14 protein-coding genes are annotated in these 16,529 nt (G+C 63.3%); 4 read left to right on the forward strand and 10 right to left on the reverse strand.

The window, feature by feature from the left end; translation table 11 throughout:
* Positions 1-184 precede the first annotated feature (184 nt).
* Positions 185-1,003, forward strand: a complete 819-nt coding sequence (locus ACPPVV_RS11765; RefSeq protein WP_426700074.1) for a DUF2884 family protein — start codon at positions 185-187, stop codon at positions 1,001-1,003.
* A gap of 88 nt (positions 1,004-1,091) precedes the next feature.
* Here ACPPVV_RS11765 and ACPPVV_RS11770 read toward each other — a convergent pair whose 3' ends face one another.
* The 4 genes from ACPPVV_RS11770 to ACPPVV_RS11785 all read right to left on the reverse strand — a co-directional run bounded on the left by ACPPVV_RS11770 (position 1,092) and on the right by ACPPVV_RS11785 (position 4,665).
* The gene (locus ACPPVV_RS11770; RefSeq protein WP_426700075.1) at positions 1,092-3,059 is read right to left on the reverse strand and encodes a M61 family metallopeptidase; all 1,968 of its coding nucleotides are present in this window, start codon (positions 3,057-3,059) and stop codon (positions 1,092-1,094) included.
* 228 nt (positions 3,060-3,287) lie between these two features.
* On the reverse strand, positions 3,288-3,725 hold the full coding sequence (locus ACPPVV_RS11775) for a DUF1801 domain-containing protein (RefSeq protein WP_426700076.1): 438 nt from the start codon (positions 3,723-3,725) through the stop codon (positions 3,288-3,290).
* 50 nt (positions 3,726-3,775) lie between these two features.
* On the reverse strand, positions 3,776-4,186 hold the full coding sequence (locus tag ACPPVV_RS11780; RefSeq protein WP_426700077.1) for a VOC family protein: 411 nt from the start codon (positions 4,184-4,186) through the stop codon (positions 3,776-3,778).
* Positions 4,187-4,215: 29 nt separating this feature from the next.
* The gene (locus ACPPVV_RS11785; RefSeq protein WP_426700078.1) at positions 4,216-4,665 is read right to left on the reverse strand and encodes a helix-turn-helix transcriptional regulator; all 450 of its coding nucleotides are present in this window, start codon (positions 4,663-4,665) and stop codon (positions 4,216-4,218) included.
* A gap of 200 nt (positions 4,666-4,865) precedes the next feature.
* Between ACPPVV_RS11785 and ACPPVV_RS11790 the strand changes: the two genes are divergently transcribed.
* Positions 4,866-5,222 carry a DUF1428 domain-containing protein gene (locus ACPPVV_RS11790; RefSeq protein WP_426700079.1) on the forward strand — a complete coding sequence of 119 codons (357 nt, stop codon included), beginning with the start codon at positions 4,866-4,868 and terminating at the stop codon, positions 5,220-5,222.
* 81 nt (positions 5,223-5,303) lie between these two features.
* Here the strand turns inward: ACPPVV_RS11790 and ACPPVV_RS11795 are convergent, their stop codons facing one another.
* The 3 genes from ACPPVV_RS11795 to ACPPVV_RS11805 form a co-directional block, all read right to left on the reverse strand.
* Positions 5,304-6,185, reverse strand: coding sequence for a helix-turn-helix domain-containing protein (locus ACPPVV_RS11795; RefSeq protein WP_426700080.1), 882 nt, complete (start codon positions 6,183-6,185; stop codon positions 5,304-5,306).
* A complete protein-coding gene (locus tag ACPPVV_RS11800; protein ID WP_426700081.1) occupies positions 6,166-7,146 on the reverse strand; it encodes a VOC family protein in 981 nt (326 codons plus the stop codon). Before ACPPVV_RS11800 ends, ACPPVV_RS11795 begins: the two co-directional genes overlap by 20 nt.
* 200 nt (positions 7,147-7,346) lie before the next feature.
* Positions 7,347-7,772 (reverse strand): nuclear transport factor 2 family protein, encoded by a 426-nt coding sequence (locus ACPPVV_RS11805; RefSeq protein ID WP_426700082.1) that lies wholly within the window; start codon positions 7,770-7,772, stop codon positions 7,347-7,349.
* 292 nt (positions 7,773-8,064) lie between these two features.
* On the opposite strand from ACPPVV_RS11805, the gene ACPPVV_RS11810 reads away from it, so the two are divergent.
* Positions 8,065-8,586, forward strand: coding sequence for a bactofilin family protein (locus ACPPVV_RS11810; protein ID WP_426700083.1), 522 nt, complete (start codon positions 8,065-8,067; stop codon positions 8,584-8,586).
* A complete protein-coding gene (locus ACPPVV_RS11815; protein WP_426700084.1) occupies positions 8,583-8,945 on the forward strand; it encodes a hypothetical protein in 363 nt (120 codons plus the stop codon). Before ACPPVV_RS11810 ends, ACPPVV_RS11815 begins: the two co-directional genes overlap by 4 nt.
* Before the next feature lie 161 nt (positions 8,946-9,106).
* Here ACPPVV_RS11815 and ACPPVV_RS11820 read toward each other — a convergent pair whose 3' ends face one another.
* The 3 genes from ACPPVV_RS11820 to ACPPVV_RS11830 all read right to left on the reverse strand — a co-directional run bounded on the left by ACPPVV_RS11820 (position 9,107) and on the right by ACPPVV_RS11830 (position 16,357).
* Positions 9,107-10,663 (reverse strand): glycoside hydrolase family 30 protein, encoded by a 1,557-nt coding sequence (locus ACPPVV_RS11820; RefSeq protein WP_426700085.1) that lies wholly within the window; start codon positions 10,661-10,663, stop codon positions 9,107-9,109.
* Between the two features lie 54 nt (positions 10,664-10,717).
* A complete protein-coding gene (locus ACPPVV_RS11825; protein ID WP_426700086.1) occupies positions 10,718-13,315 on the reverse strand; it encodes a glycoside hydrolase family 3 N-terminal domain-containing protein in 2,598 nt (865 codons plus the stop codon).
* 72 nt (positions 13,316-13,387) lie between these two features.
* A complete protein-coding gene (locus tag ACPPVV_RS11830; RefSeq protein WP_426700087.1) occupies positions 13,388-16,357 on the reverse strand; it encodes a TonB-dependent receptor in 2,970 nt (989 codons plus the stop codon).
* Positions 16,358-16,529 lie beyond the last annotated feature (172 nt).

Raw genomic sequence — 16,529 nt, forward strand, 5'->3', positions numbered from 1 at the left:
TCCTGTTCACAAGCATCCAGACCCGGCTGACACAGGTGACCTAGCCCGCACGCTCGATAAAGCCTCGAAACCGACCGGGCATACGCCGGTGAATTGGCGGGTCGTCGACTGCCATGACTTTTCACACGCGTCCCGATATCCACGCCGAACCATCATTCACCCTCCTTCTCCCACGTGGGCTGTCATGCGCACCGTCATCGCCATCGCCGGTTTATTCCCATTTGCCGTCGGCGCCGTGCATGCCGATGCAAAGAAAACGCCGGATCTGTCGTCGCAAGAATGCGGCTTCTCCACGCCCTACAACGTGCAGGTGGATAACGATGGCGTCCTGCTATATCGACGCGATGGATTGCCAATGGAAATCTTCTTCCACGACGGCAAGCTCAGCATCGACCACAAGATGCAATCGGTGGATGCGGCCGATGAGATGCGGCTGCGGAAGATGGAAGAGGAAACCCGCGCACTGATACCCCAGGTCGCTGGCATCGCCCGCGACTCCGTCGACATCACGTTCGACGCACTGACAGCCGTGACACGCGCGATGACCGCGAGCGAGCGCAAGGCCGGCAAGGTCGAGCGCCATCGCGAGCACATGTTGAACGACATCGATGACAGTCTCGGCAAGGGCCGCTGGGACCAGCATGGCTTCGGCGAAAAATTCGAAACCGATATCGCGCAAGCCGCCGAAGAAGCAGCCCACAGCATCAGCCGCAGTGCGCTATGGGCCGTCTTCACCGGCCGTGCGGGTCGCCTCGACAAACGCGCCGACGGGGTGGACCAGGAGGTGGACCGACTCGTCGAAGCACGTAGCGCAGAACTGCAGCATCGCGCGCTGGCCCTTTGCACCCGGGTCACCACCCTGCGCCAGTTGCAGGATGCACTGGAGTATCGCTACGAAAACGCCCCGCTGGTCATGTTGCAGGCATCCAGCACGACGCCACGAGCCACGCCAACACAAGCCACGGCGAAGAAGGACATCGCGGAGCGTGACGTCACGAGGTAGCCATCGGCGCCGGGCCCGAAGGCCCGGTCGATATCCTCACCCCGATCGCTTTCCAGGCCCGCCCCGATACGGGGCGAACTCGATAACCTCACCCCTTGGTTCCACTCGCCGCCATGATCCGACTCAGGTAATCCGGCGTGCCTTCGACGCGTACCAGGTGCGGGTATTGCAGACCGCCGTGGTAATCCACCGGCACGTTGCGGTATTCACCCTGGTACTTCAGCAACAACTGGATCGGCGATTTGCTGTCCCTGGCTGCGGTGATGGCATCCTTCAGCACGTCGCTCGTATAGGTCTGGCCGTTCACCGCAACCAGTGTGGCGCCGGTGCTGACGCGAGCCTTGAACGCAGGGCCGTTCCAGCGTACGTCGTTGACTTGCCCCTGCTTGTTGATCGTCAAACCGATCGACCAGGCGAAATTGAACATGTGGCGGGACGATTCCGGCCGGCTCTCGTACTCTTTCTCGTACGCGCTTTGCTTGTCGGTGTAGACCAGCTTCCAGCCTGACGCCGCCACGCCATCGAGCAACGGCGGCCGGCGCGCGTCGACGCGGGAATGCAGGAACGTGGCCCAGTCGTATTTCGCCACGCCGTCCAGCGCCGCGACCACGTCGTCGAAGGTGTAGGTTTTCGTCACGAAGCTGCCGTTGTCGACACCGAAGAACGCCTGCGCGAAATTGTCCAGCGACTTGCCGTCATGCGTCAGTGCGCGAATTTTTGCGTCCACCGCCAGCCACATCATCTGTCCGGCGCTGTAGTACTCCTCGCTCATCTGCCAGCTGCGATATGGCAGCGCCGAGCGGTGCGCAGCCGTTGCGTCGTTGGTGGTGTCCTCGAGCGTGCGCCAGTCGAACCCGGGGCGGTTGCGGTCGTAGTTGGCCGCCACCATGGCCAGTGCATCGCGGAATTGCTCGGGCGTCCACAGGCCGGCGCGCGCGGTCAGCACGAACCCCCAATACTGGGTCTGACCCTCGTACACCCACATCAACGAATCACCCATCGGCACATTGAAGTTGGGCGTCCACAAATCGGCGGCGCGACGGAACTTGCCGTTCCACGAATGCACGTACTCGTGCGCCAGCAGGTCGCGGTTGGGTGCATTGTCGGCCCAGGCCGTGAAGTAGTCGGCATCCATGCCATCCTCGCTGGACTGGTGATGCTCCAGCCCGTTGCCGCTCAACTGGTCCGACAGCGAAAACAGGAAGTCGTAGTGGTCGTAATGGTGCGCGCCGAACAGCTTCACCGCCTGCGTCACCAGCGCGCGATGCGCCCTGACTTGCTCGGGCGTCATCTCCAGGTACTTCGGCGCGTCGGCCACGATGTCCAGATTCACCGGCGCCTCGCCGCCGGGATTGAGGTCAACGCGCTTGAAATATCGGCCGGCGTACATCGGAGAGTCGACCAGCGTGTTGAACGGCACCGGCTTGAACGTGGTGGTATCGCTCGACTGCGAGATCTTCTCCAGCGCCGTGCCGAACTGCCAGCCGTGCGGCAGCGTCACGCTGGGCGCGAAGGTGATGCCACGCGAAAAATACCCGGCCGGATACAGCGCCATCTCGCTCCACGCCAGATCCAGCATGCGGTCGGTCATCTCGATCGAACCGTCATTGCCGGTGCGGCCGGACAGGTACTGAAAGTCCACATCGATACTGGAAACACCTGCGGGAACGTCGAGGTGGAACACGAACACGTCGTACTTGTCCCGCTTCCACTTCATCGGTTTGCCGTTCGCACTCACATCCAGTCCTGCCAGCATGTTGATCGGGCCGCTCGGTGAATGGTTGCCGGGAATCCACTGCGGATACAGCAGCGTCAATTTGCCGGTCTGCACCGGGATCGTCTCGTGTACGCGGAAGATTCCCTGCGATGTGTCGCTGGCATCGACATGGATCGCGATAGTGCCGGGATATGGCACATCCTGGGGCGGTGGCACCTGGGCGCTGTGCGTCTCCTGCGCATAGGCGGCATTCGCCGCCAGTGCGATCGACACGACCACCAGCACACGCATCGCCATGCGACGCGCACCAACCGACTCGGCAGAAGAAACGACGGACATGAACAACCCCCTGCAGCAGAAAAGAATCCGTTCAACTTAACACCATGGCATCCGTGCCGGGTCAAAACAAACCGGCGCCCCATTTGCACAGGGCGTCGGAGGGTTTTCTGCCATTTTCAGCGATGGAATCCTGCGTCCGCGACAGAAAATCCGGTCCCCCCAAGGCACCCCGAAGATGCAGCGAGGAGGCCGGGCGGAGCGCCATCCAGCATCTTCCGCCCCCTTTTCTCACGCTCTCTTCGCCCTCGCTCCCGACTTTCCGCTGGCCTTTGACGCGTTCAACGCCGCGGCGGCGCGAATGAGCGCCATCAACGCTTTTTCGTCAACTTTTTCGTGCTCATGGATATCGATGGCGCGCCTGGCATTGCCTTCGAGGCTGGCGTTGAAAAGACCGGAAGGATCATCCAGCGAGGCGCCCTTGGCGAAGGTCATCTTCACGTGATCCTTGTACGCCTCGCCGGTACAGATCATTCCGGCGTGATACCACACCGGAACGCCGCGCCACTTCCATTCCTCCACCACGTCGGGAAGGGCCCGCTTGATGAGCGCCCGGACCCGGGCGAGCGTCTCGCCCCGCCAGCCACCCAGCTGATCGATCCTCGCATCGATCAGCTGGGTGGGAGTGTTTCCCTCTGCTTTCTCCGGAACGCTCTTCTTCACGGCCATGGTTCCTGTCCTCTCGTTGCTGCCGCTCGCCAAGACGATCGCCGAACGACTCAGCCCAGTTCCTGGACGCGAAGCAGGTTGCCTGCGGGATCGCGGACGGCGCAGTCGCGAACGCCGTACGGCTGCACAGTCGGCTCCTCCACGATCTCGGCACCGCTGGCCTGTATCCGCTCGAAGGTGGCGTCGAGATTCCTGGTGGCCAGCAACATGATCGCGTAAGTGCCCTTGGCCATCATCTCGGCGATAGTGCGGCGCTCGTCATCGGTGACGCCGGGACTGGCGGTGGGCGGATACAGCACGATGGAAGTGCCGGGCTGGTCTGGCGGGCCAACCGTGATCCAGCGCAGCCCGTTGTAGCCGACGTCCTTGCGAACCTCGAAGCCGAGGGTATCGCGATAGAAGGCCAGAGAGGCTTCCGGGTCGGTTTGCGGAAGAAAGCTTGAGTGAATATGGATGTCCATGGATGTCCTGCTCGGTGTGGGTCGAGTCGTCATGCTAGAGGCGACTCGGGGTCCGCCGCTTCTCGATTCCTGACCGGTCGGGTCACCTGCCTCGCCACGCAGGATGGCATCCCCGCCGTCGCGAGCGCCGCCTCGCGCCGATAGACGCTGGGCGGCACCCCGACCAATTCGGTGAAGCGCGTGCTGAAGGTGCCCAGCGACGCGCAACCGACGGTGAAGCAGATTTCGGTAACGCTGAGATCGCCGCGACGCAGCATGGCCATCGCGCGCTCGATGCGCCGCGTCATCAGATAGCTGTACGGTGATTCGCCGAAGGCGAGCTTGAACTGGCGACTGAGATGACCGGCCGACATGTACACGTCGCGGGCGAGCGACTCGACATTCAGCGGCTGCGCGTACTCTCGGTCGATCCGGTCGCGTACGCGGCGCAGCCTTGCGAGGTCCCGCAGGTGTTGCGCTTCGGCGGGTCGGCTGTTCATGTCACGATCGTCCCACGTGGCCGCGGAGCGCTCAAGTCTGCCGGATAACCTTGGGCTGTTTGAGTTTGCCCCCTTTGGACGAAGTGGTTCGTCCGCATTGCGGGAAGGCGATGGCTCGGTAGCGCTGTCGATACCGCACGCGCCCGTTCGTCGCATACAGGAAGGTGGCCATTCCGGTCGCCGTTCCCCAGGAGACAGTCATGTCCTACATCGATGGTTTCGTGATCGCCGTGCCCACCGCCAACCGCGAGCAATTCATCGGCCACGCCAATACCTTTGACCCCATCTTCATGGAGTTCGGCGCCACACGGGTGTTGGAATGCTGGGGCGACGACGTACCCGAGGGCAAGCTCACCGATTTCCGCCGCGCCGTGCAGGCGACGCAGGACGAGACCGTGGTGTTCTCCTGGGTGGAATGGCCTGACAAGGCCACCCGCGATGCCGGCATGGAGAAATTCATGAAAGACCCGCGCATGGAAGCCGCCAGCAACTGCCCCTTCGACGGCAAGCGCATGATCTTCGGCGGTTTCGTGTCGGTGGTCAGCCTGCCGGCATAATTGTCCACGCGTTGCACATGAACCCTGTGATGCCCGGGCAGTCAGCCTGCCAGGGCCTTTCGGCGTGTCCATCTCATCGGGCTAGCCGGGCTCGCTCGCCGCGAGCTCGGCGCACACCGCCGCGGTATGCGCGTCGGCGGGAAACGTGCAATCGATCCGTATCTCGTCGAGGGTGACGTCGTGCGGTGCCGCGAAGGTCGTGAATGTTTCGAAGAAACGGAGCTCGCCCCTCTCGCTGTGAAAGGTGAAGGTGACGATCGGCGAAGGTTCGTCGCCCACCGCGCGCTCCCGCCAGCGCGCCGGCACGTCGGGGTATTCGAAAATCTCATCGAGCAGCTGGCGTGTACGGCGATCGGTCGGGTTGGTGGCGAGGTCATCGTGCAAGTGGCGGATGAACCGTCCCGCCACCTCGTGCCAGTTGGCGATCACCGGGCGAAAATCGTCCGGGTCGAAAATCTGGTGCAGCAAATTGGCGTGCCGGCTTGGCCGACCACCCATCAGGATCCGGTTGAGCCTGATGGCCGCCGCATTGGTCGCCAGCACGTCCCAGTGCCGGCTGATCACGAATGCCGGATAAGGCTCCTGGTGCGCGAGGATCAGGTCGACCGCCTGGCGCACGCGATCGAGCGCGGGCGCGGCCAGCGGACGTTCGGGATGCATCGCCGCGAAGCCTGCCGCGTGCAGCAAGGCATTGCGTTCCCTGAGCGGCATGCCCAGGGCGTCGGCAAGGCGCGAGATCGTGTCGCGGCTCGCGCCCGCCTTGCCGGTTTCGATGCAGCTCAGGTGCCGGGTCGATATGCCCGTCTCCAGCGCCAGGTCGAGCTGACTCAGGCGTCGCGCCGCACGCCACTCGCGCAACAGCGCGCCGATCGGCGGCGGGGACACGATGGCCGAGAGCGTGGCTATGGCGAATCCTGGGGACAGTGCGGTCCCTAGAATATCCCTAGATGCTCGCGCCGGCACACGGCGCCTTGCCTGCCTGGATCGCGTGGAATTCGATCGACAGACCCAGATCCTCCCGCGTCGGGGCGAGGAAGGACTCTCCCGACAGGCCGCGATAAGCCATCAGCTTGTGCTCGTAGCCACGCTCCACCCAGCGTTGCGCACGCCCGAGATCGACGACACCCACGCTCACGCCGAGGACGCGCGGACCGCCGTTGGCCATGGTTTCGGCGGCTACACCCGTGCCATCGGGCTGGAGCGCCAGCAACGCCGTCGGCCCCACCGGCACACAAAAACCGCTGGCGCCGATCTGGGGCAATTTGATCGGTACGGCGTTACCGAAACCAATCTTTTCGAGCTGCGCGCGGTCGGATTCGGCATTGCCCGACACCAGCCATATCGCCGACAGCTCACGCGCGCCGTTGGGGTGCTCGCGCGTCACGCGGTAGTCGCCTGCATTGGCGGGATCGATCTGGTCGGGCGCGTAATCGGCGGCGTAGTCGATGAAGAAGGTGTTGCTCGACAACGGCGCACGATCGAACGCGAACAACCGCCAACCCGGCTTCGCACCGTCCGGTCCCTTGAAGAGCGGCGTCACCGCATAGTGGAGTCCATCGAGCGAGCGACGGATCGCATCGAGCGTCGAGGAACGGAAGCCGAAGCTGCGCGATCCCGGCCCACCCTTGAGCGCGGCCTGGTCCTCCTTCATGCCGGGATCGAAGGTCGGGTTGGGTCGGGTGATACCGAGCAGTTCGATAAAGCTGCTGTCGGCGAACCGGACGTATCGATTGGCGACCCCGCCAGGGTCATGTCCAGGGCGCACCTGAAAGCCCAGTTTCACCGCCATCACCGAGGTCACCTGGTCGATGCCGTGCCCCCAGAGCAGGATGTGATCGAGCCGCGTCGGGGGTGTTACGGAAACATGTGCCTGTGCGGAACCGAGACCGAGCAGCATCACCGAAACAAGCAGAAGTCGACGCATGGGATTCTCCAGCAAGAAGTGCAGCGATTCTTCCACGCGGCGAGTCATCAACGCCATGACCTTCGAGGTCATGCCCGCCGACCTGGCACTGTCGATTCGCAAGGCAGCGAACAACCGGCTATGGCATACAGCGTCAGCCGTGACGCACGGATCGACGTTCCAGGCGCCAACAAGATCGCATAACCCACAATGCTTCAGCTTCACTTGCCCGGAATCACGTTATGAATCTGGGTGAAGATGACCCTCCACCGACCGTTACGCCTGGCCCATACATCGACGAAGCGCGCGCGCATCGCGTACGGCTTGCCGTGATCGAGGCCTTTCGCATCGACCATGCCGGCGAGCACCGCGCCATCCGGCCACGTCTTGCGTACTTGCCGGGTAATTGCGACATCCGTGGTCGTGCGACCCGGCGCCATCGACTCGGCGATGGACTCGCTCCTGGTCTGGTTTCTGCCGTTGGCGTTCGCCAGTGTGTAGTCATCGGCGAGAAGCCGCTCGAGCCCGGCCCGGTCGGATTTCATCTGCGCGATGTCATAGGCGGTCGCGGCGGCGGCGAGGTCGGCAGGCAGGCCGCGGTAGTCACCGACGCCCTGCTGCGCCCGCACGGACAGCACGATCAGCATGCCGACGACGATCCCCATCCAGCTCGAAGCTCGCATGTCCCTTCTCCGGACGTTGAAGTGGGAGCGAGTGTTTTCCGTGCCTCGCCCACACGCAATGACCTGACAGGTCAAGCCGGACTGACCTCCAATCCTCCTCGACGCGTGCGCACTTCGGGCAATGCCCTAGATGAACGCGCAAGCGCCTGGCGTGTCCTGAATCACATTCTGGAGCCTGTTTTTCCCGTTTCATCCCCTCGCGGTTGTTTTGGGGGGTACGCTCACCCTCCCCCGTCCAACCGCATCGGAGTTCCTCATGTCCCTGTGGAAAGAGCCCGTCAAGACCTCCATCGAAACGTCCGAAGCCACGGAGATGGCCCGCCCCGAGATCCCGGCGACCAAACCCGAAGCGGAAAGACCCCTGCAGCCCGCATTCCGTTCCGAGCCCGTGCAAGGCAAACCTCTGGCCGAGTCGCTGATCGCGCCGGATATCACCATCGAGGGCAAGATCGAAGGTGCGGGCCATGTGCGCATCGCCGGCAACTTCAAGGGCGACGTCAACGTGCGCGGCGACGTCACCATCGAGCCCAGCGCCAGGGTGACCGGCAGCGTCCGCGCCGAGAAGGTCACCATCGCCGGCGAACTCATCGGCAACATCGAATCCGCGGCGCACGTGGAGCTTCTGCAGACCGGCGCGCTGACCGGCGACCTGAAGGCGGGATCGCTCAGTGTGGCAGCCGGTTCGCGCATGCGTGGACAGGCTGAGTTTGGCTGGGACGATGTCAAGGACGGCACTAGCGCGCACAAGGCCAACGGAAACAACGGCACCGCATCGTGACTACCACACGCCCAGGCACGGCCGGGGCGACGCGCATCTGCCCGCACTGCCGCGAAACCATTCTGGAAAGTGCGGGTGTGTGTCCGGCCTGTCGCCACAAGCTGCGCTTCAGTGAGTCGACCGACACAACCGCAGCGTCGGCGTCCACGCCACTGCGCGTGGAAGGCAGCTTTCGCAACCCCGTCGACAGCGGTGCGTGGGAATACTCGATGGTATTGACCATCCGCAACGAACGCGGCGAGGAAATCGCACGCAAGCTGGTGGGCGTCGGCGCCATGCAGCCCGACGAACAACGCACCTTCACGCTGAGCGTCGAGATGAATCCCGCTGGCGCGGGCGGCAAGCGCACATGGCATTGATGCCCGTATCGCTCTGAAGCGGGTACGACGATGTTCGTTCGCCGCGATGTCGATCCCGCGTGCTTCGTCACCTGCGGGATTTGGCCATGGATGCGGAGCTGCCCCACGCAGACGCCTTCGACAATCGGTGATCTTTGTTCCGGGTTCCAGTTACAGGAGGGTCAAGGCGGCCGTGTCGCGTCGCGGGCACCGGATGCGCTTCCCGCCGATGCAGGTGCACTCGTGTTGCCCAGCGGCCACACAAACGTCGCCACGCTGCTCGCCGGCAGGTCGTACTGGAAGCGCAGGGCTCCCTGCTTTACCGACAAACGGTTGGTCTGCGTATTGCCGTTTACCGCCACCAGAACCACCGAGCCATCATCCGGATTCTGGAAGGCGACTTCGTGGATACCCGCGTTCGTGTTGCCGGACTTCACGCGCACCGCGCCGGGCAGCACGAAGCGGCTGAAATGGGCGAACGCGTAATACTCGTCATTGCGACTGATCGCGCCCGTACTGGAGTCGACCGTGACCACGCCCTTGCACTCATCGCAACCACCGGCGTGCGGGCCATGGTTTTCATCCAGCACCAGGTTCCAGTAAATGACGCCGCGTGCCCAGTTCTTGATCGACATCATCACGATGTTGCGTGCAAACAACAGCAACTCACCGTTCCGGGCGGACGGCCAATCGCCACCCGAACATTCCGTGAGATACACGTCCTTGTGAGGAAACGCACGATGGACCCGGCTCTGCGCACTCGGGTCGCCGCTATAGCAATGCCAGGCAATACCGGCGATATAACGTTGTGCATCGGGGTCGGCCAGCACGCTCAAGGGTTGGTCCGGCATGTCCCAGTTGTGATCCCAACCCAGGATCACTGTCCTGGGTGCGCGCCTGGCCAACGCAGGGCCGAGATACTTGCCGATGATGCGGGCGCGCGCTTCCGCAGTCAGCTGCATGCCGGGATAGGTCAATGGCTCGAACGCCGGCTCGTTCTGCACGGTCAGCGCAAAGATCGGAATGCCGTAACCCTGGAATGCATTGACCGAACGCACCAGGTAATCCGCGTACGTGGCTTCGTATGGCTCAAGCAGAGTCCCGCTGATCACATTGGCACTGGTTTTCATCCAGGCCGGCGCACTCCACGGCGACGCAATGATTTGCACGCCGGGGCGGATGGCCAGAATGTCGTGCAGGATCGGTATGACCTCGAACTGGTCCGAGGCAACGTTGAAATGCTGCAACTGTGGATCGACTTGGCCGGCGGGCATGTCGTCCAAGGTGTAGTGCTGCGGCGAGAAATCCGACGCACCAATGGAGATGCGCAACATATTGAAGTTGAGCGCCGGCGGCGGATCGAACAATTCCTGCAACAACGCGGCGCGCTGCGATGCGCTCATCCTGTTCTGGATCAGCCACGCTGACGAACCGGTCAGCGCCGCGCCGAAACCGGCCATGGTTTGATACTTCCGGGTGAGGTCGATGACCACATCGGCCGGGTTCGTGCCGTCGTCATGCTCGTCAGCCAGAACATCGGGCTGCTGCGCGAGGCGCAGGCTTCGATCAGCGGTGCTTACCCACACGTGGACTCCGGTCCCGGTGGGTACAAGCACCTTGGCAATGATCCTCACAAAAGGTCGTGGGCGCGACCATTTCAGGGCCGATAACGCCAACAGCGTCAGCAGGACCACCAATGAAATCGCCGTCCAGCGGCCAATCCCCTGGCCTTCATCCATGGCGCGCGCGCTTGCCACGGATTGCTACAACTTCATGCAGCCTTGTTCCCGCGATCATTGAGCCGCTGTCCCGGGGCACGCCGCATCCGCGCCTTTTCCGGCACCCGCGACGATCCTCACATTCGCAAAGGCTGCTGAAAACGGTGGCGAGGCGAGTACCCCGAACGGTATGTCGACATGCGCGAGATCCGCGCCGGGCTTGATGAAACACTGCAGCGGTATGGACACCGCTTGCCGCTTGCCCGGGTCGTGCGCGGCGAAGTCACGGGTGACGTCTACCGTCCGGATGCAATCGTTGCCGCAACCCATGTAGATCTTGACCGGGCTTTGGGCCGGCGTGCCGACCACCACGTCGAACTGCAAGACGGCGTGCGTGGCCACCAGCGGCATCAGGTTCGTTGGCTGCGGGCTTTGCGCGAAAAACCTGCCGGGCCCATGCCAGGTGACGGACTTGGCATCTTGCTGCGTGTTGACCTGCACCGTGCGCAGGTCGAGCACCGGATGGGTTGCAGGCCACTCGACGACACCGTTCAGATCCGCCCCCACCGCATGCAGATCCTGGCCGCTGTTGCCCGCGCCCAGGTACAACGCAAACGGGGACTGCGCGAGCGTGTGGAATATCGGCAGCGTCGACGTGCTGGCGCAGGTCCTGACATCGGCATGCATCGGCAACACCGGCAAGGTGTGATGGCTTGGATAGTGCAGTCCATAGCCACGCGGGAACAGCCAGTTCGCTGCCTTGTCGCCGCCGCTGCCGGCGTACGGGCACGGCACGCCCGGCCAGGACCTGGCCAGCGAGCCGGTGAAGTTGAACGCGTGCTTGCCAGCGCCATCGGCAAACAGCAGATCGGCGATGCCCTCGCCTTCACTCCCGGGTAGCCAAGCGGCGACGAACGCATCGGACTGGTTGAGCAGGTCGTTGACGAAAAGCGGGCGACCGGACAGGAACACCGCCACGACCGGCTTGCCTGACGCCGCGGCTGTTTTCAACAACGCCAGGTCGTCGGGATGGCGGTCACTGTGGCGCAGTGTCGCCGACGGAATGATGTCTCCCATGGTCTCGGCGTAAGGGGTTTCACCGATGACCGCGATGATGGCATCGAACGCCTTCAGGTCCACACCGTCGGTGGTTGCACGGTAAGTCACGTTTGCTGCGCCGTCCGCTTCGCGGATGCCGGCGAGCACACTGGTCGCATTCGGGAAATCGGCGTTGCCGTTGTCAGTGCCCTGCCAGGTCAGCGACCAGCCGCCCACCTGATTCGCGATACTGTCGGCGCTCTTGCCGACCACCAGCACCTTGTTGCCACGCTTGACCGGCAACACGTCATGGTTGTTCTTCAGCAATACCAGCGATTCGCGCACCGCGCGACGCGCCAGCGCACGGTCCTGCAGCACACTCGCATCGCCCGCCCCGGCGTGCTGCGACGGGCGCTTGTCAAACGCGCCCATCAGCAGCTTCGCGCGCACGATCCGACTCACGGCATCGTCGATTCGCGCCATGGGAATTTCGCCGTCCTGCACCTGGCGCATGGTGTTGGCGATGAACGCGCGCCAGTCGTCGGGCACCATCACCATGTCGATGCCCGCATTGATGGCCTGCGGGCAACTGGCGTTGCTGCATCCGGGCAATTGGCCGATCGCGTTCCAGTCGGACACGACGAAACCGGCGAAACCCATCTTGTCCTTCAGCGCGCCGGTGAGCAGCGCGCGTGCACCGCTCATCTTGCCGTAATCGATCCCGTCGGCCACGTCGTCCCAGCTGTTATAGGACGCCATCACGCTGAGCACGCCCGCGTCCAGCGCGCCGAAATAGCCCGCGCCGTGCACGTTGATCATGTCCAGCCGGCTCACTTTCGCGACGCCCTGGTCGATGCCGTTGGCGGTCGCGCCGTCACCGATGAAGTGCTTGGCGGTAGCCATCACGTTCGCGTCGCCGAAATCGCCCTGCAGCCCGGTGACATAGGCGCGCGCATAAGCGCCCACCAGTGGGCCGTAGTCGGAGAAGCTTTCGTAAGTGCGCCCCCAGCGCACGTTCTGCGTCACCGCCAACGTGGGCGCGAAGGCCCAGTCGACACCGGTGGCGCGCATGGCGCGCGCGGTGGCCGTGCCGATCTGCCGGATCAGTGCCGGGTCATGTGCCGCGCCCAGGCCGATGTTGTGCGGAAACAGCGTGGCGCCGAACACGTTGCTGTCGCCGTGCACCGCATCCGTGCCCCAGATGATCGGCACCTTCACCGGCGAATCGACGGCCATCGAGGCGTCGTAATAGCTGTCCGCCAAAGCAAGCCAGTCCGCCACGCTGGCGTGCTTGTTGCCATGTGGCCACGAGCCGCCACCGTTGAGCACCGAACCGATATGGAACTGCCGGACCTGGTCGGGCGTGATCGACTTGATCTCCGCCTGCGTCATCTGGCCGATTTTTTGCGCCAGGGTCATGCGCGCGACGATGTCATGCGCATGGGCATCCAGATGCGGATCCAGCGCTGCGCGGGATCCGATCCGTGGCCAGTCGGTGTAATGGGTTGGCGCGAGCGCCTGCTCCGTCACGATAGCGGGAGCCGCCGCCGGAGCCACCTCCGCCGCCATCCCACTGGCTGCCGCCAACATCAACGTGCTGGCGCAAGCCAGACGCACACACCTGCTACCGATCATCGGAAACTCTCACTCAAGCCTTCAAACTCGCGCGCACGACGCGAACGCCGTGCGCGGCACATCCGGGCAAGCCTACAACTTGTAGTTGATGCCGAACAGGATGGTGCGCCCCCAGGTGTCGTATTCCAGCGGTCGCGTAAGCGGCACGTTGTTGGCCAACGTGGATACCTGCACCGTCGAATCCGAGGAATTGGTGAGGTTGTTGACCTGCAGCAGCAGCGACAACCCGTCCCAGCGACCATCGGTAAACGCGTAGCCGAGCTGCAGGTCGGTTTGCCGGTTGGCCTGGATCTGGGTGTAGCCGAGCTGATCGAACAGGGCCACCGCTTCCCCGGTAAACGACGAACGATAACGTTCGGCCACGCGTATCGAGAAGCCGTAGCGTTCGTAGAAGAGCGCCAGGTTCGCCACCTTGCGGGACAAGCCCGGCAGGGTCTTCGGACCGCCGGGAACGGACGAGATGGAGCTGAGCGGGATCGAGCTGTTGGTCAGCGAAAAGTTGGCCTGCGCGCCAAACCCTTCCAGTGCAGGCGTGAGCAGGCCGCCCTCCAGTGCACCGGACAATTCCAGGCCATCCATCTTTCCGCCGGTGCCGTTCTCGGGCGTGGTGAACGAGCCTCTGTTGCTGGTCGGCACGAGCGTGGGTGTGTCGTTAGTGTAATTGGAGAAGTCGTAATCGAGCACGGTCTGGTTGTAGATGTAGTTGAGCAGGTTCTTGTGGAACACCGCCGCCGCCACATAGCTGGCCTTGCCGAAATACTTCTCCCAGGACAGGTCGGTGCCGACCGCCACATACGGGCGCAGTTGCGGGTTGCCGCCGCTGCCCGACCACAGCACCTGGCCCGCGCCGGGGCCCGTGGTGATCTGCGAAACGTCGGCGGAGGTGGCCACTTTCTCGTCATCGATGCGGCCACGCGCCATGGTCTTGGCCAGCCCGAAGCGCAGGTACTGCCGCTGTCCGATCTCGGCCACCAGGTTCAGGCTGGGCAACACGTTGTTGTACGACGCGCCATCGGTGATCTTTCCAACCAGCGCATCGCCGTTGGTCTGCAATGCCTGCGACGACTGATCGGTATGCACGAACTGCACACCCACGTTGCCACGCAGCGGAACGTCTCCCAGGTGCGTGTCGATGTTGAACTTGACGTATGCCAGCGGCACCTTCTCCTCGACCGTGTAATTGCGACTCCAGTCGCCCTGCCGGTTTTTCTGGACCAGGTAGAACTGATTGCTGTAAAGCGCGTTCAGCACGTTGTAGTTGAGGATGCCGGGAATGCCGCCATAGCCGAGCGACGTCGGGTTGTAGAGCAGCGCGGGGTTGACCGGTGCGCTGAAGCTGCTCTGGTAAGTATTCGCCGTGGAGCCGTTGCCGTTCAGATAGGCGAAGAAGACATCGGCATGCTTGGTCTTGGTACGATCCGAATAGGCCACTCCGAAATCCACATCGCTGAAGATCCAGCCGACCGGATGGCTGGCCTGCAGGCGCAGCGCATGGATGGTGTCGTCCTGACGATCAAACTCCTCGCGCCCGTCGTAGCCGTAGCCGGGAGGATCGCTCCAGGGACTTCCCGGATCGGTAAACACCATCGTGCCGGGATCGCTCAGATCGACCCCCGGCCTGAAATTCGGATAGCCAAAGCCGCTCGGCGTGTTGAAGTCGATGTTGGTAAAGGCACCGTTCGCCAGCCCGCTGAACAGGTAGGCGTCGTGCAGCTTCACTCGTGCACTGGATGAGGACAGGTCCGCCATCAGCGTCCAGTCACCCAGGTACAACTTGTTGTTCCAGCCGATGGAATAGAGCTTGTCGTGCTCGCTGGTGTATTCGTTCTGCAGGATCGGTGAGACGCCGAGGATCGTGCCGGAGGTGACGATCGGCAGCGGCTGGCCGGGCGAGGTCTGCACATTGTCGTAGCCGACATGGTCGTACGGGCTGCTCGACCACTGCGCGCCGTTGGTGAACTTGCGCTTGTTGAACGTGGAGTAGTACATGTCCAGCTTCGAGTAGTAGACGTCGTTCGGCGCCCACTCGAACACGGCCATCAGTCCATTGCGCTTCTGGTTCTGCGACTGCGCGCGCAACTGCATGCCTTCCTGCGAGATCACATTGTCCGGCATGCCCGGCGTGTGCGGCCCACCCCAGTTCTGGTCGATGCCGGCGCTGCCGTTATCCGCGCCCCACCACCATGCCTGGTACTGCTTTTCCTGGATGGGCTCGTCGGCCATGGCCAAACCCACCGCAACGCCCAGTGTGTGATCGAGGAACTGGTCGACATACGAAAAACTGGCGCGATGGCCACCGGCTCCCGTACCCGTTCCCGGGTTCAGAGAACCGTTGCTGTTGTGCTCGCCGCGCAGGTTGAACACGAAGGTCCGCTTGGACAGATCCAGCGGATTGATCGTGTGCAGATCCACCGTGCCGGACAGACCCTGCCCGACCAGGCCGGCATCCGGGGTCTTGTAGATGGTCACGCCATTGACCAGTTCGGCCGGATATTGGTCGTACTCCACGCCGCGGTTCTCGCCCACCGTCGCCTGCTCGCGCCCATCGAGCGTGGTGCCGGCAAAATCCGGCGACAAACCGCGGATGGCGATGGCATTGGCATGGCCATCCGCGCGCTGCGTCGCCAGGCCTGGCACGCGCGACAGGCTGTCGGCGATGCTGACGTCCGGTAGTTTGCCGATATCCTCGGCGGAGATCGCCTCGACGATGTTGTTGGCGTCCTCCTTGGTCTTCATCGAACTGGCGATGCTGCCGCTGATCCCGGTCACGACAACGCCGCTCAAATCCGTCACCGCCTCCCCGGATTTCTTCTTGTTGCGGTGGGTCTTGTCGTCCGCCTTCGTGTTGCCCGCATCTGGTGGCGCGGGCGTCACCGACGTGGCGGCGGGCGTCGTTCGCTGCTGGCTTGCGGATTCCTGCGCAGCGGCAGGTCCGGCGCTCGCGATGGCGAACAAGGCCACCGCGCATGCGGCAGCCAACGGGTGGGGACGATGAAAATGGATTGACGCGACAGCGCCACGCAACGCACAACGATGCTTCATGAAGGCCTCCCTTTTGCCCCTGATGAAAAATGTCCCCTGCTACGTGGCTGATCTTGCGCCCAGACTCTCATGGCGGAATGGGCGCGAGTTCACCTTCCAACCCGCCAGCGGATGGGCCTGACCCCATTTGGCTCCGGGGGTCAGAAAGCGTTCATGATTTTCATGTGTTCCG

The sequence above is a fragment of the Rhodanobacter sp. Col0626 genome, from assembly GCF_049994385.1.
Classification (GTDB): Bacteria; Pseudomonadota; Gammaproteobacteria; order Xanthomonadales; family Rhodanobacteraceae; genus Rhodanobacter.

Excerpts from the sequence above, each read along its gene's own strand:
- ACPPVV_RS11805 (WP_426700082.1), bottom strand. The coding sequence starts at position 7,772 with ATGCTGATCGTGCTGTCCGTGCGGGCGCAGCAGGGCGTCGGTGACTAC.
- ACPPVV_RS11820 (WP_426700085.1), bottom strand. The coding sequence starts at position 10,663 with ATGGATGAAGGCCAGGGGATTGGCCGCTGGACGGCGATTTCATTGGTG.
- ACPPVV_RS11825 (WP_426700086.1), bottom strand. The coding sequence starts at position 13,315 with ATGATCGGTAGCAGGTGTGTGCGTCTGGCTTGCGCCAGCACGTTGATG.
- ACPPVV_RS11780 (WP_426700077.1), bottom strand. The coding sequence starts at position 4,186 with ATGGACATCCATATTCACTCAAGCTTTCTTCCGCAAACCGACCCGGAA.
- ACPPVV_RS11790 (WP_426700079.1), top strand. The coding sequence starts at position 4,866 with ATGTCCTACATCGATGGTTTCGTGATCGCCGTGCCCACCGCCAACCGC.
- ACPPVV_RS11810 (WP_426700083.1), top strand. The coding sequence starts at position 8,065 with ATGTCCCTGTGGAAAGAGCCCGTCAAGACCTCCATCGAAACGTCCGAA.
- ACPPVV_RS11800 (WP_426700081.1), bottom strand. The coding sequence starts at position 7,146 with ATGCGTCGACTTCTGCTTGTTTCGGTGATGCTGCTCGGTCTCGGTTCC.
- ACPPVV_RS11770 (WP_426700075.1), bottom strand. The coding sequence starts at position 3,059 with ATGTCCGTCGTTTCTTCTGCCGAGTCGGTTGGTGCGCGTCGCATGGCG.
- ACPPVV_RS11775 (WP_426700076.1), bottom strand. The coding sequence starts at position 3,725 with ATGGCCGTGAAGAAGAGCGTTCCGGAGAAAGCAGAGGGAAACACTCCC.
- ACPPVV_RS11785 (WP_426700078.1), bottom strand. The coding sequence starts at position 4,665 with ATGAACAGCCGACCCGCCGAAGCGCAACACCTGCGGGACCTCGCAAGG.
- ACPPVV_RS11765 (WP_426700074.1), top strand. The coding sequence starts at position 185 with ATGCGCACCGTCATCGCCATCGCCGGTTTATTCCCATTTGCCGTCGGC.
- ACPPVV_RS11830 (WP_426700087.1), bottom strand. The coding sequence starts at position 16,357 with ATGAAGCATCGTTGTGCGTTGCGTGGCGCTGTCGCGTCAATCCATTTT.